This is a genomic window from Rhodobacter ferrooxidans, assembly GCF_000176015.1.
In the GTDB taxonomy this organism is placed as follows: Bacteria; Pseudomonadota; Alphaproteobacteria; order Rhodobacterales; family Rhodobacteraceae; genus Pseudorhodobacter_B; species Pseudorhodobacter_B ferrooxidans.
In genome coordinates this window covers 1-18,525 of record NZ_ACYY01000016.1, presented here as the reverse complement: position 1 = coordinate 18,525, position 18,525 = coordinate 1, and the positions used below count along the sequence as shown (strand labels likewise).

Below are 18,525 nucleotides of genomic sequence, written 5' to 3'. Positions count from 1 at the left end.
GGGAAAATCAATGGCTCACGCGGCGGGTTGTTCGACGCCAATGATCCAGTGGGTGCCAAAGCGGTCCTGCGCCATGCCGAAACCGGGCGACCAGAAGGTAGGCCCCCAAGGCATCACCACGCTGCCGCCCTCGGCCAGTGCCGCAAACAGCCGCTGCCCCTCGTCCACCGAGGCCGGGGCGGTCATCACGCTGACGCTGGTCTGCGGTTGCGCGGCCATGCCCGGCGGATAGTCCGACGCCATCAGCGTGCCGCCCGCCGCGGTGAACTGCGCATGCATGATGCGGTCGGAGGGCGGCATCTGGCCCGGCGGCGCCTCGGCATAGGTCATCAGTTGCAGGTTGGTGCCGCCGAACAGATCGGCATAGAACCGCATCGCCTGCGCACAGGTGCCGTCGAAATGCAGGTAGGGCATGAAGGTCATTGTTGAATCCTCCCCGCAGGTATCCTGCCATCGAATCGGGCTTTGGCCAAGCGGCGCTTGCGCCCGGGCGGGGGCTTGCCTAAAAGCCGCTCAAACCTTGGTGGAGATAGGCTCATGGGCTTCAAGATGGGGATCGTCGGGCTGCCGAACGTGGGCAAATCGACCCTGTTCAACGCGCTGACCCGGACGGCGGCGGCGCAGGCGGCGAATTTTCCGTTCTGCACCATCGAGCCGAACGTGGGCGAGGTGGCGGTGCCGGATGCGCGGCTGGAAAAGCTGGCGGCGATTGCGGGTTCGAAGCAGATCATCCCGACGCGGATGACATTTGTCGATATCGCGGGTCTGGTGCGCGGCGCCAGCAAGGGCGAGGGTCTGGGCAACCAGTTCCTGGCCAATATCCGCGAATGTGACGCCATCGCCCATGTGCTGCGCTGTTTCGAAGACGGCGACATCACCCATGTCGAAGGCCGCATCGACCCGGTCGCGGATGCCGAGACCATTGAAACCGAGCTGATGCTGGCCGATCTGGAATCCATCGAGCGGCGTTTGGCCAACCTGTCGCGGAAAATCCGTGGCGGCGACAAGGACTCGGTCGATCAGGACCGGCTGCTGCGGGCAGCCCTTGCGGCGCTGGAGGCGGGAAAGCCTGCCCGCAGCGTCAAGGTGGCGGCGGATGACGCCCGCAACTGGCGGCTGTTGCAACTGCTGACCTCGAAGCCGGTGCTTTACGTCTGCAACGTCGAGGAAGCCTCGGCGGCCCATGGCAACAGCCAGTCCGACCGGGTGGCGGCGATGGCGGCGGCGCAGGGCGCGGCCTCGGTGGTAATCTCGGCCCGGATCGAGGAAGAGATCAGCCAGTTGCCCGCTGATGAGGCGGCGATGTTTCTGGAGGAGATGGGGCTGCACGAGGCCGGGCTCGATCGGTTGATCAAGGCCGGATACGAGCTGCTGGGGTTGCAGACCTATTTCACCATCGGCCCGAAGGAAGCGCGGGCCTGGACGATTGCCAAGGGCACCCTGGCACCGCAGGCGGCGGGGGTCATTCACGGCGATTTCGAGAAGGGCTTCATCCGATCCGAAACCATCGGCTACGACGACTATATCGCCGGCAATGGCGAGGCCGGGGCCAAGGAAGCGGGCAAGTTCCGCGTCGAGGGCAAGACCTACGAGGTCAAGGACGGCGACGTGCTGCACTTCCTGTTCTCTGGCTAAGGCGGGTTTCTGCCGTCGGGAGATCTGGCGGATCAGGCGCGGTTGACGCGGGCGCGGCGGGGCGTGCTAGGCTTGGCCCAGCAGAATTGTCGTGAGGCCGAAGATGCTGACCCGCCGGGCGTTTCATCAGAGCATGCTGGCCGCGGTGGCCACGTTGGCATTGCCACGTGCAGGCCGGGCCGCAGTGGGGCCGCAGGCGGACCTATGGCTGAACCGCCTGAGCTTTGGTGCCGATGAAGCCTCGCGGACCGCCTTCGCGGCGCTGGGGGCCGAAGGCTGGCTGGAGGCGCAACTGGCCCTGCCGGTGGCGGATGCCGGGCTGGACGAACGGCTGGCGGCGGCGCGGCTGCGGATCAACTACGAGGCGGGCGAGGACGAGAACGGCCACAAATGGCGCGCGACCGACGAGATGCGGCCGCTGTCGGCGCTGACGGCCAACCCCGCCGATCTGATGCGGCTGGTGGATTGGTCGCAGGGCATGAACTATGACGAACGCGCCCGCCCGGCGCGCGAGGTGATCGCGGCCAGCCTGATCCGCGCCGTGCATGCGCCCGCACAGTTGCGCGAGGTGATGACGCAGTTCTGGCACGACCATTTCAACGTCAACTCGGCAAAAAACGAGTTCACTGCGGCGTTCTTTGCCAGCCACGACGCCACCCTGCGGCAGCATGTGTTCGGCAATTTCCGGGTGATGCTGGGCGAGGTGGCCCGTTCACCCGCCATGCTGTACTATCTGAACAACGACGAAAGCCGCGCCAGCCCGGCCAACGAGAACTATGCCCGCGAGTTGCTGGAGTTGCACACGCTGGGGGCGGGGAATTATCTGAACGACCGGTTCCACCATTGGCACGAGGTGCCGGGGGCGGATGCCGGGCTGGCGCTGGGCTATCTTGATCTGGATGTTTACGAGGTCGCGCGGGCCTTTACCGGCTGGAGCGTTGGCGATGGCCGCTGGATTTCCGAAGGGGTAGAGGCACCGCGCACCGGGCAGTTCCACTATGTCGAGGCCTGGCACGACCCCTATCAGAAGCGGATACTCGCGGTGGAGTTCGAGGGCAATGCCGCGCCGATGGCGGATGGCGAGCGGGTGCTGGACATCCTGGCCCGGCACCCCGGCACCGCGTCATTCGTCTGCGAAAAGATCGCGCGGCGGCTGCTGGCGGATGCGCCCGACCCTGGTTTGGTGGCGCGGCTGGCAGAGGTGTTTCTGGCCGCCGTCGATGCGCCCGACCAGATCGCGCAGGTGCTGCGGGCGCTGGTGCTGTCGCCCGAATTTGCCGCCACCCCGCCGGGCAAGCTGCGCCGCCCGTTCGAGATGCTGGCGGCGCTGTATCGCGCCACCGGTGCCGAGGTCGATAGCCCCGAGATCGCCTTCCATTGGGAGCTGGCGCGGGCGGGCTGGTATCAGCATGAATACGGCCCGCCGACCGGCCACAGCGACCGGATCGAGGCCTGGACCGGTGCCAGCACGCTGAACCGGACGGTCGATCTGGCGCTTTATGCCCATGAGGACTGGTTTGCCAGTGCCAGAATCGAGTTTTCGGCGGCGGATGGCACGCAGGGTGCCTTTGCTGAAGGCTGGGCTGCACGGTTGATCGGCGATCAGGCGGCGGGCGTGTTGGTTGGGGCGGCGCTGGCCGATCTTGGCATTGATCCGGCAGTGCCTGTCGGTGATCTCTCGGCGGAAAACCGGCGCGGCGTGGCGGTCGCCGCGATCGCGCTGGCGGCGCTGACGCCGGAATTCCTGTTGCGGTAGGGGGTGGGCATGGCGCGCGATCCGATCATGGTGGTGCTGTTCCTGCGTGGCGGGGCGGACGGGCTGGGGCTGGTGTGCCCATCCTCGGACCCCGACCTGATCGCCGCGCGGCCCGAGGAATTGCGGGTGTTGCGCAAGGGCGATGCGGCGGGACGGCGGATCGCGCAGGACCTGGCGGATGTCGAATTCCGCTTTCACCGCAGCGCCGGGGCGCTGGCCGACTTGTATGACGCGGGCGATCTGTCGCTGATCCATGCCTCGGGCCTGCCCGATGCCACCCGCAGCCATTTCGACGCCGAAGCCCGGATCGAGCGCGGGCTGTTCGGGGCCGCGTTGGCGCCGGGCGATCCGGGCGGGTGGATTTCGCGCTGGCTGGCCACGGCGCGGCCGGGCGGGCCGATGCCGGCGCTGGCGGTGGGGGCCAGCCGTCCGGCCAGCCTGCTGGGGGCCGATGCGGCAGTGGCCGGGGTGCTGGAGGATCTGATGATCGGCACCGGCAACTGGCTGGCTCCGGTGGTGAAGGCGCGGCTGGCAACGGGGTTCGGCAGCCACGCGGCGCTGGCGTTGCCGGTGCAGGAATTGCTGGCACTTTCCGACGTGATCGGCGGCCGGATCTGGTCGGAAGCCGATCAGGCGGTGGTGCCCTATGCGGCTGCGGTGGACTACCCTGGCGACAACCCGCTGTCGGCGCCGCTGATGACGGTGGCGCAGGCGATCAAGCTTGACCTGGGGCTGCGGGTGGCGACGGTGGATGTGCCGGGCTGGGACACCCACGTCGGGCAGGCCGGGCCATTCGCCGGGCTGGTGGGCGGGTTGTCGGATGCGCTGATGGCGTTCTGGCGCGACCTGGGGCCGTTGCAGCAGGACGTGTCGGTGGTGGTGATGAGCGAGTTCGGGCGGCGGCTGCGGGCCAACTCGGGCGGCGGCACCGACCACGGGCGCGGCAACGTGATGATGGTGCTGGGGCCGCAAGCCAAGGGCGGGCGGATGCTGGGGCGCTGGCCCGGGCTGGACAATGCCGCGCTGGACGAGGGCGCGGACCTCGCGGTAACCACCGACTACCGCATTGTCCTGGCAGAGCTTCTGGCCGGGCACATGGGTCTTGCCGACGCCGCAACGGTTTTCCCCGGCTTTACGCCGCAGCCTTTGGGGCTGTGGGGGTAGAATTTATATTCAGATACTTGAATTTGTTTTGTCGGGCTGCTAGGTATTCCAGGTCGCGGGCGCTTGGGGCGTCGGCTTTGGGAGATGTAGGATGACCCTTGATCGCTCTGTTCTGTTGTTTGCCGGTGTAATGGTGCTGCTCAGCATGGCGCTGACCCTCTGGGTGTCGCCGCTGTTCATGTGGTTCACCGTGTTCATCGGCGCCAACCTGATCCAGTCCAGCTTCACCGGCTTCTGCCCCGCCGCCGCGGTGTTCCGCGCGCTGGGCGTGAAGAAGGGCTGCGCTTTCGAGTAAAGCAGCGGGCTGACCTGCCGCGCGCGCGGCGGCCGGCGTATTTTGCCGTCGCGGCCACTGGCCAAGACGCCCTCAGGCGACTTTGCGGCGTGACCCGTCCTTGGCGAGGGCAGTGCCATGCACTCCGTCGGACGCCGCGCGGCCGGACGATGCGGTGAGCCGCGTCATGGCCGCCTGCGCGGGCAGACGGGCCGCAGCCGCGGGAACCGCCTTCGCGATGCCGGTGGCGAAGAACGAGATCGCCTGCTCCATCTGATCGACCTGGCCGGACAGTCCATTGGCGCTGGTGGACAATTCTTCCGATGCCTGACTGTTTTGCTGCGTGACCAGGTCAAGCTGCTGGATGGCCAGCGCCACCTGCTCGGCACCCGTTGCCAGTTCTCTGGCGGCAACGGAAATCTCGCTGACAAGGCCGGAGGTGCGTTCGATGTCCGGCACCAGACGGTCGATCATTTCGCCGGCGGTGGACGCGGCTCGCACCGTGCTTGATGAAAGCGTCGAGATGTCGGCCGCCGCAGCCTGGCTGCGCTCGGCGAGTTTGCGCACCTCGGAGGCGACCACGGCAAAACCGCGGCCATGTTCGCCGGCGCGCGCCGCCTCGACCGCGGCGTTCAACGCCAGCAGGTCGGTTTGTCGGGCGATTTCCTGCACCACAAGGACACGCGCGGCGATGGCCTGCATCGCATCCACTGCTTCGGCCACCGCCTTGCCGGAGGCACGGGCGTCCACGGCCGAGCGGAGGGCGATCTGCTCGGTCTGGGCCGCATTATTGGCCGACTGGTTGATGTTGGCGGCCATTTCGGCGACAGAGGCCGAGGCCTGTTCGGTGGCCGAGGCCTGCTCGGTCGCGCCCTGGCTGAGCTGTCCCGAAGTTTTGGCTATGTGGACGCTGCCAGAGGCGACCTGCCGGGCCACGCCGGAAACGCTGCCCAATACGTCGCGGAGCCGGATGACCATCGAATTCGCGGCGGTCAGCATGGCGCTGATCTCGTCGCTGCCGCGCACCTCTGCAGTATGGCCGAGGTCACCGCCGGCGACCCGATCCAGAAGCGTCACCGCGCGGTTCAACCCGACGCCGATGGTGCGCATCATGGCAAAGGCCGCAAGGCCGCCCAGACCCGCCGCCGCTGCCAGGATGAAGCCAAGATTGCGCAGCGAGGTCGCCATGTTGGCACGGGCTTGTGCAGCCATCGCATCCATTTCAGCGATGTAACCCGAGCGGAAGGTGGTCAGCGCGGCCTCCAGCCGCGCCATGCCCTGCCGGGATTCGGTCGCCAGAAGATGCAGCGCGTCGTCCTTCCGGCCATCCTGGGCAAGTTTGAACACCCGGTTGTTGATGGCGATCGCCTCGGCGCGTGCGGCGCTGTAGGCGTCCAGCGCCGGGCGACCGCTCTCGTCGGTCGCGGCGGTCAGCGCCGTGATGCTGTCGGTCATCTGCTGGCGGATCGCGGCGATCTCGTCCATCCGGGTTTGCCGTTCGTTCTGGCTTGCCGAAGAAACGAGGTCGCGCATGACGATGCTGAACTGAAGCTGCTCGGCGTTCAGCCGTTCGGCCAGCGCCACGCGCGGATACTGGGTTTCCACCAGCTGATTGAACATCGCATTGGAGTTCAGCAGGGTGCGGACCGCGAGCCCGACCGCCGTCGCAGAAAGCGCAAAGACCAGAAGGAAACTCGCCAGCAGTTTCAGCTTGATCGTTATTCTCATGCGCACCCCTTCGCCTTGTTCCAGCCCGCACTTTCAAACCCATGCGGCATGGCGCTGGCATCGGGCGCGAACCTGCACGGGCGCAGCACTGCTGTCGCCCCACATCCGTTTTACCGGGTGGCGATTAACAGGAAATGAAGCGATGCAGGGGCGCCCGAAAAGCGGAGCAGTGAAGGATGTTTCCGACCGGTCGCCGGGCGATTACCGGGTGAACTTCTTGTATTTCACCCGCTTCGGCTCGATCGAATCCGGCCCCAGACGGCGCACCTTGTCTTCCTCGTAAGCCTCGAAGTTGCCCTCGAACCATTCGACATGGGCATCGCCCTCGAAGGCCAGGATATGGGTGCAGAGGCGATCCAGGAAGAAGCGGTCGTGGCTGATGATCACCGCGCAACCGGCGAATTCGTCGATGGCGGATTCCAGCGCCTGCAGGGTTTCCACGTCCAAATCGTTGGTCGGTTCGTCCAGCAGCAGCACGTTGCCACCGGATCGCAGCAGCTTGGCCAGGTGCACCCGGTTGCGCTCGCCGCCCGACAGGATGCCGACCTTCTTCTGCTGGTCCGGGCCCTTGAAGTTGAACGCCCCGCAATAGGCGCGCGAGTTCATTTCGGCGTCGCCAAGGTGGATCACCTCCAGCCCTTCGGAGATTTCCTCCCACACCGTCTTGTTGGGGTCCAGCGAGTCGCGCGACTGATCGACATAGGAAAGCTGCACGGTGTCGCCGAGCGTGATGGAGCCCTCGTCCGGCGGCTCCTGCCCGGTGATCATGCGGAACAGGGTGGATTTGCCGGCACCGTTGGGGCCGATGACGCCGACGATGCCGCCCGGCGGCAGGGTGAAGCTGAGGTTCTCGATCAGCAGCTTGTCGCCCATGTGCTTCTTCAGGCCCTGCACGTCGATCACCTTGCCGCCCAGCCGTTCGCCGTTCGGGATGATGATCTGGGCGGTGGAGATGCGCTCGCGTTCCGACTGGTTGGCCATCTCGTTGTACTTCGAGATCCGGGCCTTCTGCTTGGTCTGCCGCGCCTTGGCGCCGGAACGGATCCATTCCAGCTCGCGTTGCAGCACCTTCTGCTTGGCCTTGTCTTCGCGGGCTTCCTGCAGCAGCCGCTTGGCCTTCTGTTCCAGCCAGGCCGAATAGTTGCCCTCGTAGGGGATGCCGCGGCCGCGCTCCAGTTCCAGAATCCAAGAGGTGATGTCATCGAGGAAATAGCGGTCGTGGGTGACGATCAGGATGGTGCCGGTATAGGCCATCAGATGCTGTTGCAGCCAGGCGATGGATTCGGCGTCCAGGTGGTTGGTCGGTTCGTCCAGCAGCAGCATGTCGGGGGCTTCAAGCAGCAGCTTGCACAGCGCCACCCGGCGCTTTTCGCCGCCTGACAGGGTGGAAACCGCGGCATCGTCGGGCGGGCAGCGCAAAGCCTCCATCGCCACGTCGATCTGGCTATCGAGATCCCACAGGTTCTGCGCGTCGATGGTGTCCTGCAGAGTGGCCATTTCCTCGGCGGTCTCGTCGGAATAGTTCATCGCAAGGTCATTGTAGCGGGTCAGGATCGCCTGCTTGTCGGCCACCCCCAGCATGACGTTGCCGCGCACATCGAGGCTCTCGTCCAGTTGCGGCTCCTGCGGCAGGTAGCCGACGCGCGCGCCCTTGGCGGCCCAGGCCTCGCCCTGAAAATCCTTGTCGATGCCGGCCATGATCCGCAGCAGGGTGGATTTGCCCGAGCCGTTGACGCCGACCACGCCGATCTTCACCCCGGGCAGGAAGTTCAGGTGGATGTTCTCGAAACATTTCTTGCCGCCGGGATAGGCTTTGGAGACGCCTTCCATATGGTAGACGTATTGATAAGTGGCCATGATCATCTCCATCCTGCGGGGCGTGCTTGCGGCGTGTCATAGCGATTGTTCGGCACGAGGGCAACGCGGTGGTGCAGTTGGCAGCTTGCGGATTTTGTGCTGCGCGGGTGGCGGGGTTTGGGCTAGGAAAGCAGGCATGAGACAGGGGTTTCCCATTGCCACGCCGGGCATGACCATCGGCCTTCTGGGCGGATCGTTTGATCCGGCGCATGAAGGGCACGCCCATATCAGCCGCGAGGCGCTGAAGCGGTTCGGGCTGGACCGGGTGTGGTGGCTGGTCAGCCCCGGCAATCCGCTGAAGGCCAAGGGTCCGGCGCCGATGGCGCAGCGGTTGGCGCGGGCGCGGGCGGTGATGCAGCATCCGCGGGTGGTGGTGACCGATCTGGAGGCGCGGCTGGGCACGCGCTATACGGCGGCGACGCTGGCGAAGCTGCAGGCGATCTATCCCGGGGTGCGGTTCGTCTGGCTGATGGGGGCGGACAACCTGGCGCAGTTTCACCGCTGGGAACGTTGGGAATGGATCATGGCGCATGTGCCGGTGGGGGTGTTGGCGCGGCCGGGGGCGGGGCTGGCGGCACGGGCCAGCCGGGCGGCGCGGATATACCGTGGCGAGCGGGTGCAGGGTGCGGCGGCGGGGCGGCTGGGCGATCTGGCGCCGCCCGCGTGGTGTCTGGCAAATGTGCCGCTGGTGGATCTGTCGTCCTCGGCCATTCGGGCACGGGGCGAATGGAAGGTGGGGGGCGCGTTGCCCACCCAGCCCGGCCACGGGCCGGGCGTTCTTCGCGGAAAACCTCCACTGGAGGTTTTCTGATCGCGCATCACTCCCCGAGGATATTTGTGCAAAGGTGAAGCCGAAAGCCGGGTGGGGTGCTTGCGGTGTTCTGGGGGCTGCGGCTAGGGTCGCGGCATGGCAAGGATGAATGACATTTCGCGGCGCGCGGTGTTGGGCGCGCTTTTGGCGGGGGTGGCGACACCCTTGTGGGCCGAGGCGCCGTTGCGGTCGTTGCGGCCGCATCGCCGGGGCGGCGGGTTGCTGGAGGTTGCCGCCGACGCCGGGCCGTCCGTGGCGGATCTGATTGCGGCGGCGCGGCTGGGCGGGGCGGTGGGGTTCGTGGTGGCGGATGCGGCCACCGGGCGGGTGCTGGAGGCGGAAAGCCCCGATCTGGCGCAACCGCCCGCCTCGGTGGCCAAGACCATCACCTCGCTGTTTGCCTTGGAGCGGCTGGGGGTGGGGCATCGTTTTGTCACACAGCTTGTGGCCACCGGGCCGGTGGTGGGCGGGCGGATCGAGGGCGATCTGGTGCTGGTGGGGTCGGGCGATCCGACGCTTTCCACCGACATGCTGGGCGACATGGCGGCGGAGCTGGCACAACGCGGGGTGCGCGGGGTGACCGGGCGCTATCTGGCCTATGCCGGGGCCTTGCCGCAGATCGCGCAGATCGACCGCGAGCAGCCGGATTTCGTTGGCTACAACCCGGCGATCTCGGGGTTGAACCTGAATTTCAACCGGGTGAACTTCGAATGGAAGCGCCGCGCCAAGGGTTATGACGTCAGCATGGACGCGCGGGCCGAGCGGTTCGTGCCGCTGGTCCGGATGGCGCGGGTGCGGGTGGTGGAGCGCGATCTGCCGGTGTTTTCCTATGCGGGGGGGGCGGGGGCGACGACTGGACGGTTTCGGCCAAGGCGCTGGGCAAGGCGGGCAGCCGCTGGTTGCCGGTGCGGCATCCGGCGGCCTATGTGGCGGAGGTGTTTCAGACTTTGGCGGCGGCGCAGGGGATTGATCTGCCCGCGGCGGGGTTTGTGGACGCGGTGCCGCAGGGCCGCGTGCTGGTGCAGCATCGCAGCGATGCCTTGGCCGAGGTGTTGCGCGACATGCTGAAGTTTTCCACCAACATGACGGCCGAGGTGCTGGGGCTTTCAGCGTCCGGTGCCGGGTCGCTGGGGGCTTCGGGCAAGGCGATGTCGGATTGGGCAGCGGGGCGCTATGGGCTGGGGGCGCGGTTTGTCGATCACTCCGGGCTGGGCGCAGGCTCGCGGATATCGGCGCGCGACATGGTGACGGCGCTGCTGGCGGCGCGCGGCACGGCGCTGCCGGGGGTGTTGCGCGAGATCGGGATGCGCGATGCCAAGGGCAAGGTGATCGAGGGCCATCCGGTGCGGGTGATCGGCAAGACCGGCACGCTGAATTTCGTGTCGGGGCTGGCGGGTTATGTGCTGCCGCCGTCGGGGCGCGATCTGGTGTTCGCGGTGTTCTGCGCCGATGCCGACCGCCGCGACCGGCTGCCGATGAGCCAGCGGGAGGAGCCGGAGGGCGGCCGCGACTGGACCAAGCGGGCAAGGTTGTTGCAGGCGAAGCTGGTGAGCCGCTGGGCGGGGGTTTACGGGTAGGGCTCGGTTCCGCCCCTTATCGTCGCCTGTCCCAGCCGGCTGACGCCATCGCACAACGGCAGTTGTGCCGCCCCATTGCCGATCTGCGCGCGGGCCTTGCAAGGCCGGGTGGTGGCTGTGCGCATGGTCGCCCGCCGGTTCCAGAGGAATACCGATGGTGTTGTGCGGCGGATCGGCCTATGAACCGGACAGGCGATGGCACCTTCCGCGTGACTGCAGGCAGGGTGGCCACATGGATCGCCACGAACGCCCTTGGGAAAAGGGACGTTTGGAAGGGGCAAATCCGCCAAAATCGAGTGCCAACTCCTCCCGCAGGGAAGATATATCCATTGGTTCAGAACAGTCCTTTCGCCCGCAAGATCGCCTCTTTTGTCAGGCTGGGTGCGGATGAATTGCAAGCCGTATCAGAGCTTTACCAGCGACGGCGCAAATTTGCGCCGGGTCTGGAACTGGTGCATCAGGGCGAGATCGACCAATCCGCCTTCATCATGGCCGATGGCTGGGCGTTTTCCTACAAGATCCTTGCCGATGGCGAGCGGCAGATCGTGAACTTTCAGATTCCGGGCGATTTTCTGGGCGTGCGTTCGATGCTGTTCCGCAACTCGGACCACAATGTGGAGCCGATCACGCCGATCGAAGCGTCGGAAGTGTCGAAGAACGAGTTGTTCCAGACTTTTGCCAAGACCCCGCGGCTGGCGACGGCGGTGCTGTGGGCGGTGTCGCGCGACGAGGCGATGGTGGTCGAGCATCTGGTGGGCGTCGGCCAGCGCCCGGCGGCGGAACGCACGGCGCATCTGCTGCTGGAGCTGAACGCCCGGCTGCGGCTGGTGGGTCTGGGCGACAAGACCGGGTTTGCCTGCCCGCTGACCCAGTATCATCTGGCGGATGCGGTGGGGCTTTCGGCGGTGCATGTGAACCGGGTGCTGCGCGAGATAAGGGAGGCGGGGTTGATGACGTTCCAGAACGGCCGGGTGACGTTCGACGATTACGAAGGCCTGGTCGATTTCGCCGACTTCGACCGCAGTTATCTGGATCAGGACGGACCGGTGTCGCCTTACTGAGGGGGCGCGATCTGGTGTTCGCGGTCATCTGCACCAATACCGACCGCCGCGACCGCCTGCCGATGAGCCAGCGGGAGGAACCCGAAGGCGGCCACGACTGGACCAAGCGGGCGCGGTTGTTGCAGGCGAAGCTGGTGAGCCGCTGGGCGGAGGTTTATGGGTAGGGGGACGCTTGGAGCCCACTGCAGACATTCGGGATGCTTTGGTCTGTCGTCAGCCCCAAACGCATTTTGGCGGTCTAGAACCACATGTCTTTTACGGTTTTCCCATCTCGGGGAAGATCCGCCCAAGTATCGTGTCCGTCGAAGTGATCGATGGGAAGCGACGCGATCGGGCCGGGGTCCGTCATACGACAATTGACAGCAATCCAGCGGAGGCCGTCATCCTGTGGGTGGATGGCGACATTGTACATCGCGCACCCGCAGATCTGGCAAAAGTGAAACTCGAGCTGACCGCCATCGCTTCGACGATAAGCTTTTGATTGTCCATCAACAAATACGTCATGGCCCAAATGGCCATACACCCAAAGCGCCCCGAATCTCCGACATATTGTACAATTGCAAGCCGTCACCGATTCGGGCAGAGCGTCAATTGTCCAGGTACATTCCCCGCAGTGGCAGGTTCCTTTCAGCATGATGGGCGCTCCGGTGCTTCCGTAAGGAAGTTTATCCATGCGCCTTCTATCGATCAAGACGACAACGCCGGTCGGATCGGAATCTCCGAAAGATTGTCCCAAGATCGGCAGCAAGCTATGGAGGGTCGAAGTCGGCTATGTCCGCATAGCTGTCACCCGTTCGCGCAGGATGCCCCCCCCTAAAACCGCAAATGTCTTGCCCTTGACGCCCACTCGATCGCGGCGGCGTGGAGGCGGTCGATGACCAGCTCGTCGCGGATCTCTTCCAGCATCCGCAGTTCGACCTCGCGCAGTTTGCCGTCGGCGGCGGCGACGTCGCAGGCCAGGGCATAGGCGGTCTCGTAGAACTTCGCGGGCAGGGCGTCGCGGATCAGGCCGAACAGGGCGTCGAGGCCGTCTTCTTCCTCGAACAGGTCGAACACGGTCTGGGCGATCTGGCGGATGCGGTCCTTGTCGTATTCGGCAAAGATCGGCAGGTGGTGGACGATGCGCTGGATCGCCACCAGTTCCGAGGTGCGCATCTGTTCATCGGACGCCGAGACGGCGATCATGATGGCGACAAGCGCATCCTGCGGCGACAGCGAGGGCGGGGTATGGGGCACGGGGTGGTTCCTTTGGTTCAGGTTCAGGGCGCAGATTATTGACGGGGGGGCCGGGCGGCAATAGGAGACAGGCGTTGGCCGCGCATCGGGTGCGGGCTGCTGGATGGGGATGCGCCGATGTCGGCCTTGCGTGATGCTGCGATGAAATCGAAAGCCTGGCCGTTCGAAGAGGCCCGCGTCCTCCTGAAACGCTATGAAAAGAAGGCGCCCGAGAAGGGCTATGTGCTGTTCGAGACCGGCTATGGGCCCAGCGGCCTGCCGCATATCGGCACCTTTGGCGAGGTGGCGCGCACCACGATGATCCGCCGCGCGTTCGAGGTGATTTCCGACATTCCGACCCGGCTGATCTGCTTTTCCGACGATCTGGACGGCATGCGCAAGGTGCCCGACAACGTGCCCAACACCGAAATGCTGAACCTGCACCGCCAGAAGCCGCTGACTTCGGTGCCCGATCCGTTTGGCGAGTATCCCAGCTTCGGTGACCACAACAACGCCATGCTGCGTCGGTTTCTGGACACTTTCGGGTTCGAATACGAGTTCATCAGTGCGACGGATTTCTACCGCTCGGGGCGGTTTGACGACACGCTGCGGCTGGCCTGCGAGCGTTATGACCAGATCATGGCGGTGATGATGGCCAGTCTGCGCGAGGAGCGGCAGCAGACCTATTCCTGCTTTTTGCCGATCAGCCCGATTTCGGGGCGCGTGCTGTATGTGCCGCTGAAAGAGGTGAACGCGAAGGATGGCACCATCACCTTCGAGGGCGAGGATGGCCGCGATTGCACGCTGCCGGTGACCGGCGGCAATGTGAAGCTGCAATGGAAGCCGGATTTCGGCGCACGCTGGGCGGCGCTGGATGTGGATTTCGAGATGTATGGCAAGGATCACTCGACCAACACGCCGATCTATGACGGGATTTGCGAGATATTGGGCGGGCGGAAACCCGAGCATTTCACCTATGAGCTGTTTCTGGACGAGACCGGGCAGAAGATTTCCAAATCCAAGGGCAACGGGCTGACCATCGACGAATGGCTGACCTATGCGGCGACGGAATCCTTGAGCTATTTCATGTATCTGAAGCCGAAAACCGCCAAGCGGATGCATTTCGACGTGATCCCCAAGGCGGTGGATGAGTATCACCAGCAGTTGCGCGCCTATGCCACGCAGGATGTTGAGGCGCAGGTGAACAACCCGGTCTGGCATATTCACCACGGAGCGCCGCCGCAAAGTCATATGGTGGTGCCGTTTGCGATGCTGCTGAACCTGGCGTCGGTGTCGGCGGCGACCAGCAAGGACGGGCTGTGGGGTTTCATAAAGCGCTATGCGCCCGAGGCTTCGGCGGAAACCCATCCCGATCTGGATGCGGCGGCGGAATATGCGGTGCGGTATTTCCGCGATTTCGTGGCGCCGAAGCGGCAGTTCCGGCTGGCCGATGCCAAGGAGGCGGCGGCGATGGCCGATCTGCGGGCGCGGCTGGCGGTCTGGGAGGGCGGGGCGGATGGCGATGCCTTGCAGAACCTGGTGTTCGCGGTGGGCAAGGAGCATGGCTTTGACCCGCTGCGCGACTGGTTCAAGGCGTTGTATGAGGTGCTGCTGGGCGCCAGCGAAGGTCCGCGTTTTGGCGGGTTCATCGCGCTTTATGGCGTGGCCGAGACCATCGCCTTGCTGGACAAGGCGCTTGCGGGCGGGTTGATGCCCGCGGCTTGACCAGTGCCTGCCGCGGCCTAGCTTTTCCCGGGATCGGGGAGGGCTGGCGATGCGGCAGAGCGTTCTGGCTGTGGTGATGGCGATGGGGTTCGCCGGGGCGGCTTGGTCAGAGCCGCGCGAGGCGGATATCGCGGCGGTGATCCGTGGCCAGATGGCGGCGTTTCAGGCGGATGATCTGGGCCGGGCCTTCGGCTATGCCTCGCCCAATATCAAAAGCCTGTTCGGATCGGCGGAAAACTTTGGTGCCATGGTGCAGCAGGGTTATCCGATGGTCTGGCGACCGGCAGCGGTGCGGCTGCTGGGGCTGCGAGACGTGGCGGGCGGTCTTTGGCAACGGGTGATGGTGACCGATCAGGCCGGAGCCTCGCATATGCTCGACTACCAGATGATCGAAACCCCGGATGGCTGGCAGATCAATGCGGTGCAACTGCTGCCGCCCTCGGATGTGGGCGCCTGAACCTGCCGGTTTCTTCCTAGCGCAAATACCCATACCCGTTGCGCCGCCGGGCGGTTCGGCGTGCGCTGGTTGCAGGCGGGCTTAAGGACTAGTCGGTAAACCCTCGGCCATGCGGCGGCGTGATCGCCCCCGATTTGCGCAACGAGGCGAGGGATTTCCGACATGAACAAGGCGATTACCGATGGTCTGGTGCTGATGCCGCTGCCGTTTTCGGCAGGCCTTAGCCAATGGTCGCGCGAGGACGGCACGCCCGGCTCGGCCCCCTATGCAGGCCAGCCCAATGCGGCGCTGGTGCCTGCGGATCAGGATTTTGCCGGCTGTCTGGAATTGCAGAAACTCGATGTGACGCAGAAGCTGCGCTACATGGGGGAAACCCCGATCGAGCCGGGGCTTTATCGGCAAGTCACCGTGCGGATCAAGGCGGTGTCGGGCAACCTGCCGTCGGTGCGCATCGCGGGCTGGGCCGGGCGGGCCAATGGCACCAATGTCGTGGTGCCCTCGACAGCACCCGCGGTGGCGCTGACCTCCTATGGCGAGGTGGTGACGCTGCGCGCCATCATCGGTTCGGGCAATCGCACCGGGGTTGATCTGGTCTGGGGCACCGAGCCGGTGTTCGGCCATTTCGGCATTGATCTGACCGGCGCCAATGGCGGCGTGGTGCGCATCGACGACATTGTGATCGAGGACGTGACCGACGTGTTCCACCGCAACATGCTCGATACCGTCGATGTGCGCGACTATGGCGCGGTGGGCGATGGCGTGACCAATGATACGGCGGCGTTTCTGGCCACCGATGCGGCGGCGAACGGGCGCACGGTGCTGGTGTCGGCCGGCAGCTATTATCTGGCCAGCAACGTCACGTTGAACGCGAATGTGCGGTTTGAAGGCACGGTGGTGATGCCTGCTGCCGCCCGGCTGGCCTGCACCCGCAACTTCAATCTGGACACCTATACCGCCGCTTTCGGCACCGAGCTGGAGGGCTTCCGGCGCGGGTTGCAGGTGTTGTTTTACTTCAGCGATCACGTGACCTTCGATCTGAGCGGCCGCAAGGTCGATCTGACCGGGCCGATCGACGTGGCGGCGCTGTGCGGGCTGACCTCGTTCACCGAACGGCGGGTGCTGACCAACGGCCAGTTGACGGCGCTGACCGGCACGGCGTGGAACACCGATACGGTGACTTCGGTGGCGACCTATACCACCAGCAACCCCACGCAACTGACCGCGGTGGCCAATGTGGCCAACGTGCCGGTTGGCGCGCGGATCACCGGCACCGGCGTCGGGCGCGAGGTTTATGTGGCGGCCAAGAACGTCGGCGCTGGCACGCTGACCCTGAGCCAGCCGTTGTGGGGCGCCGCGGGCACCCGCACCTTCACCTTCAGCCGCTACAAATACCTGCTGGATTTCAGCGGTTTTGCGCAGCTCAACCGGTTCGAGATCACCGATCTGGAGCTGAACTGCGGTGGCAAGGCCAGTGGCTTGATGCTGGCGCAGGTCGGGCTGACTTTCCGGGTCGCCGATTGCGTGATCAACGCCCCGAAGGATCGCGGCATCACCTCGATCGGTTCGGGCTGTCAGGGGCTGATCGTCGATCAGTGCCAGTTCCTGTCGAACGAGCAGGCGGTTCCGGCGCAGGACCGCACCACCATTGCGCTGAACGCCAATGCCAACGACTGCAAGATCCGCGACAACCGCATCGTGCGCTTTGCCACTTTCGCCATTCTGGGCGGCACCGGCAACATGCTGATCGGAAACCACTTCTTCCAGGGCGACGATCAGCCCGCCGGTATCCGTCAGGCCGGGCTGGTGATGACGCAGACCAACAACCGCACGCTGTTTTCCGGCAACTACGTCGATAACTGCTTTCTGGAATGGTCGAACGAGCATGACCCCTCGCCGGATTTCAGCAATGAACTGTCGTTCGGCGGCCTGACCATCACCGGCAACATCTTCATGGCCTCGGGGGTGGCGCCGTCGTTCCGCTGGCTGGTGGTGACGCCACGCGGGCCGGGGCATTTCATCAACGGCCTCAGCGTCACCGGCAACACTTTCCGCTGCATCAACGGCAGCATCGACCGGGTGGAAAAGGTCGATACCACGCAGGCCTCGCTGGATTTCAGCCGGTTCCGCAATGTGGTGTTCAGTGCCAACACCTTCAACGCGGTGAACCAGTTGACGATCAGCCCGGTGACGATCGAACATGCGCAGGTGACGCCTGCCACCACCTGGGTGGTCGATGGCGCGGCCTTCCTGCCGTTCGAAGGCTGGGCGCGCAATGTGCAGGCGATCACCGCGGAAGGCTCGATCACCACGGTATCGAACGTGGTGCGTTATGACATGCCCTATGCGCAGGTCGAGCAGGGGGCGTCGAAGGGTCAGGTGAACCTGAAGTGGCCCGCCGATGTGAAGGGCAAGGTGCAGGTGACGCTGCGCTGCGATACCCCGGTCTGAAACGGGCGGGGCAAGCGGAAAGGGGCGGTCCTGCGGGGCCGCCTTTTTCAGTGCGGTAGCAAGTCGGCGGCGGTCAGCCGGAAAGCGCGGCCAAAGCCTGCGTTCAGCAGTGCCGAAACCGGGGAAAAGCGGACAAAGGCGAAATCGGCAAAATCGACGTAGAGCGTGGATTTGGGGTGGCTCTGCAGCCAATGGGCGCGCAGGGCGGCGTGGCCCGGGGCATTGCGGTCCAGAAAGCTGGCGCTGACCCGCAGCATCAGCCGCGGATGGGTCAGCGGGTCGCCCTTCGGCCCCGGCTCTCCCACCATCAGCGCCGCCGCCGGGTTGACCCGCAGCGCCGCCGTATGCGGGGCGAGTTGCGAGATCAGCGTCAGCGGCAGGCCCTGCGCATCCAGTCCCAGGGCGATGCGGCTGATGCCCGGTGCGGCGGTTTCGGGGTCGATCACCGCCAATGCGGCATGACGGGCACCTGCCAGCAACGCCAGCGCCAGGGCGCGGGCTTCGGCATCGGCAGGGGCTACGGGGTCGGGGCGGGGCATGGCGTTTCCATCAGCGATTGCCCCCGGTTTATGACGGCTTCCAAACCCATCCGCCAGCCCATCCGCGCCTTGCGCCAATTTCGGCTTGGGCGCGCAGGCAGGGCTTTTCCGAAATCCGGCCTTGGGATTACACTCCTCTCAAGGATGCAAGAGCCGCGGAGTTCAACCGCTGCCGCAACACCGGGCGCCACCATGCGCCTGCCTTGGGAGGGGCTTTGATGTCAGGGTTTCAACATGGGCCGTTGGCGCACCCCGCTTCGGCGGAATTCGTGGCGCGC

General features: G+C 65.4%; 17 protein-coding genes and 1 pseudogene. 11 read left to right on the top strand and 7 right to left on the bottom strand.

Going from position 1 to position 18,525, the window contains the following annotated elements:
- Window positions 1–15: 15 nt before the first annotated feature.
- Window positions 16–423, bottom strand: a complete 408-nt coding sequence (locus RSW2DRAFT_RS11950; protein ID WP_008031312.1) for a VOC family protein — start codon at window positions 421–423, stop codon at window positions 16–18.
- Window positions 424–537: 114 nt separating this feature from the next.
- Here RSW2DRAFT_RS11950 and ychF point away from each other — a divergent pair, with 114 nt between their 5' ends.
- The 4 genes from ychF (at window position 538) to RSW2DRAFT_RS11930 (ending at window position 4,850) form a co-directional block, all read left to right on the top strand.
- On the top strand, window positions 538–1,635 hold the full coding sequence (gene ychF, locus RSW2DRAFT_RS11945) for a redox-regulated ATPase YchF (RefSeq protein ID WP_008031311.1): 1,098 nt from the start codon (window positions 538–540) through the stop codon (window positions 1,633–1,635).
- Between the two features lie 91 nt (window positions 1,636–1,726).
- Window positions 1,727–3,391 carry a DUF1800 domain-containing protein gene (locus tag RSW2DRAFT_RS11940; protein ID WP_156790705.1) on the top strand — a complete coding sequence of 555 codons (1,665 nt, stop codon included), beginning with the start codon at window positions 1,727–1,729 and terminating at the stop codon, window positions 3,389–3,391.
- A gap of 9 nt (window positions 3,392–3,400) precedes the next feature.
- Complete coding sequence (locus RSW2DRAFT_RS11935; protein ID WP_008031307.1) at window positions 3,401–4,555, top strand: DUF1501 domain-containing protein; 1,155 nt, start codon at window positions 3,401–3,403, stop codon at window positions 4,553–4,555.
- A 91-nt stretch (window positions 4,556–4,646) separates the two neighbouring features.
- Window positions 4,647–4,850 (top strand): YgaP family membrane protein, encoded by a 204-nt coding sequence (locus RSW2DRAFT_RS11930; RefSeq protein ID WP_008031305.1) that lies wholly within the window; start codon window positions 4,647–4,649, stop codon window positions 4,848–4,850.
- A 72-nt stretch (window positions 4,851–4,922) separates the two neighbouring features.
- Here the strand turns inward: RSW2DRAFT_RS11930 and RSW2DRAFT_RS11925 are convergent, their stop codons facing one another.
- Window positions 4,923–6,557 carry a methyl-accepting chemotaxis protein gene (locus RSW2DRAFT_RS11925; protein WP_008031303.1) on the bottom strand — a complete coding sequence of 545 codons (1,635 nt, stop codon included), beginning with the start codon at window positions 6,555–6,557 and terminating at the stop codon, window positions 4,923–4,925.
- A 201-nt stretch (window positions 6,558–6,758) separates the two neighbouring features.
- Window positions 6,759–8,414: an energy-dependent translational throttle protein EttA gene (gene ettA, locus RSW2DRAFT_RS11920; RefSeq protein WP_008031301.1), complete on the bottom strand. Its 1,656-nt coding sequence runs from the start codon at window positions 8,412–8,414 to the stop codon at window positions 6,759–6,761.
- Window positions 8,415–8,550: 136 nt separating this feature from the next.
- Between ettA and RSW2DRAFT_RS11915 the strand changes: the two genes are divergently transcribed.
- Together RSW2DRAFT_RS11915 and dacB are read left to right on the top strand one after the other, a co-directional pair.
- Window positions 8,551–9,225: a nicotinate-nucleotide adenylyltransferase gene (locus RSW2DRAFT_RS11915; RefSeq protein WP_008031299.1), complete on the top strand. Its 675-nt coding sequence runs from the start codon at window positions 8,551–8,553 to the stop codon at window positions 9,223–9,225.
- 105 nt (window positions 9,226–9,330) lie between these two features.
- Window positions 9,331–10,802 (top strand): annotated as a pseudogene (dacB, locus tag RSW2DRAFT_RS11910) (D-alanyl-D-alanine carboxypeptidase/D-alanyl-D-alanine endopeptidase).
- Here the strand turns inward: dacB and RSW2DRAFT_RS18715 are convergent.
- Window positions 10,793–10,927: a hypothetical protein gene (locus tag RSW2DRAFT_RS18715; protein ID WP_269630214.1), complete on the bottom strand. Its 135-nt coding sequence runs from the start codon at window positions 10,925–10,927 to the stop codon at window positions 10,793–10,795. The pseudogene dacB and the gene RSW2DRAFT_RS18715 sit on opposite strands and share 10 nt — an antisense overlap.
- Before the next feature lie 204 nt (window positions 10,928–11,131).
- Between RSW2DRAFT_RS18715 and RSW2DRAFT_RS11905 the strand changes: the two genes are divergently transcribed.
- On the top strand, window positions 11,132–11,863 hold the full coding sequence (locus RSW2DRAFT_RS11905) for a Crp/Fnr family transcriptional regulator (protein WP_040672115.1): 732 nt from the start codon (window positions 11,132–11,134) through the stop codon (window positions 11,861–11,863).
- A 14-nt stretch (window positions 11,864–11,877) separates the two neighbouring features.
- Window positions 11,878–12,027 carry a hypothetical protein gene (locus tag RSW2DRAFT_RS17965; protein ID WP_008031291.1) on the top strand — a complete coding sequence of 50 codons (150 nt, stop codon included), beginning with the start codon at window positions 11,878–11,880 and terminating at the stop codon, window positions 12,025–12,027.
- 74 nt (window positions 12,028–12,101) lie between these two features.
- On the opposite strand, the gene RSW2DRAFT_RS18835 is transcribed toward RSW2DRAFT_RS17965, so the two are convergent.
- A complete protein-coding gene (locus RSW2DRAFT_RS18835) occupies window positions 12,102–12,497 on the bottom strand; it encodes a GFA family protein (protein ID WP_040672136.1) in 396 nt (131 codons plus the stop codon).
- A gap of 179 nt (window positions 12,498–12,676) precedes the next feature.
- Window positions 12,677–13,048 carry a tellurite resistance TerB family protein gene (locus RSW2DRAFT_RS11895; protein ID WP_232209686.1) on the bottom strand — a complete coding sequence of 124 codons (372 nt, stop codon included), beginning with the start codon at window positions 13,046–13,048 and terminating at the stop codon, window positions 12,677–12,679.
- Window positions 13,049–13,216: 168 nt separating this feature from the next.
- Here RSW2DRAFT_RS11895 and RSW2DRAFT_RS11890 point away from each other — a divergent pair, with 168 nt between their 5' ends.
- The 3 genes from RSW2DRAFT_RS11890 (at window position 13,217) to RSW2DRAFT_RS11880 (ending at window position 17,708) form a co-directional block, all read left to right on the top strand.
- Entirely contained in the window at window positions 13,217–14,803 is a 1,587-nt protein-coding gene (locus RSW2DRAFT_RS11890) for a lysine--tRNA ligase (RefSeq protein ID WP_008031287.1), read from the top strand.
- A gap of 49 nt (window positions 14,804–14,852) precedes the next feature.
- Window positions 14,853–15,260 carry a DUF4864 domain-containing protein gene (locus tag RSW2DRAFT_RS11885; RefSeq protein WP_008031286.1) on the top strand — a complete coding sequence of 136 codons (408 nt, stop codon included), beginning with the start codon at window positions 14,853–14,855 and terminating at the stop codon, window positions 15,258–15,260.
- A 162-nt stretch (window positions 15,261–15,422) separates the two neighbouring features.
- Window positions 15,423–17,708, top strand: a complete 2,286-nt coding sequence (locus RSW2DRAFT_RS11880; protein WP_008031283.1) for a glycosyl hydrolase family 28-related protein — start codon at window positions 15,423–15,425, stop codon at window positions 17,706–17,708.
- Between the two features lie 47 nt (window positions 17,709–17,755).
- On the opposite strand, the gene RSW2DRAFT_RS11875 is transcribed toward RSW2DRAFT_RS11880, so the two are convergent.
- On the bottom strand, window positions 17,756–18,247 hold the full coding sequence (locus RSW2DRAFT_RS11875) for a hypothetical protein (RefSeq protein WP_008031281.1): 492 nt from the start codon (window positions 18,245–18,247) through the stop codon (window positions 17,756–17,758).
- Window positions 18,248–18,525: the final 278 nt, after the last annotated feature.

Coding starts and splice junctions, on each gene's coding strand:
- RSW2DRAFT_RS11950 (WP_008031312.1), bottom strand. CDS start 423: ATGACCTTCATGCCCTACCTGCATTTCGACGGCACCTGTGCGCAGGCG.
- ychF (WP_008031311.1), top strand. CDS start 538: ATGGGCTTCAAGATGGGGATCGTCGGGCTGCCGAACGTGGGCAAATCG.
- RSW2DRAFT_RS11935 (WP_008031307.1), top strand. CDS start 3,401: ATGGCGCGCGATCCGATCATGGTGGTGCTGTTCCTGCGTGGCGGGGCG.
- RSW2DRAFT_RS11930 (WP_008031305.1), top strand. CDS start 4,647: ATGACCCTTGATCGCTCTGTTCTGTTGTTTGCCGGTGTAATGGTGCTG.
- RSW2DRAFT_RS11925 (WP_008031303.1), bottom strand. CDS start 6,557: ATGAGAATAACGATCAAGCTGAAACTGCTGGCGAGTTTCCTTCTGGTC.
- ettA (WP_008031301.1), bottom strand. CDS start 8,414: ATGGCCACTTATCAATACGTCTACCATATGGAAGGCGTCTCCAAAGCC.
- RSW2DRAFT_RS11915 (WP_008031299.1), top strand. CDS start 8,551: ATGAGACAGGGGTTTCCCATTGCCACGCCGGGCATGACCATCGGCCTT.
- RSW2DRAFT_RS18715 (WP_269630214.1), bottom strand. CDS start 10,927: ATGCGCACAGCCACCACCCGGCCTTGCAAGGCCCGCGCGCAGATCGGC.
- RSW2DRAFT_RS18835 (WP_040672136.1), bottom strand. CDS start 12,497: ATGCTGAAAGGAACCTGCCACTGCGGGGAATGTACCTGGACAATTGAC.
- RSW2DRAFT_RS11895 (WP_232209686.1), bottom strand. CDS start 13,048: ATGATCGCCGTCTCGGCGTCCGATGAACAGATGCGCACCTCGGAACTG.
- RSW2DRAFT_RS11890 (WP_008031287.1), top strand. CDS start 13,217: ATGTCGGCCTTGCGTGATGCTGCGATGAAATCGAAAGCCTGGCCGTTC.
- RSW2DRAFT_RS11885 (WP_008031286.1), top strand. CDS start 14,853: ATGCGGCAGAGCGTTCTGGCTGTGGTGATGGCGATGGGGTTCGCCGGG.
- RSW2DRAFT_RS11880 (WP_008031283.1), top strand. CDS start 15,423: ATGAACAAGGCGATTACCGATGGTCTGGTGCTGATGCCGCTGCCGTTT.
- RSW2DRAFT_RS11875 (WP_008031281.1), bottom strand. CDS start 18,247: ATGCCCCGCCCCGACCCCGTAGCCCCTGCCGATGCCGAAGCCCGCGCC.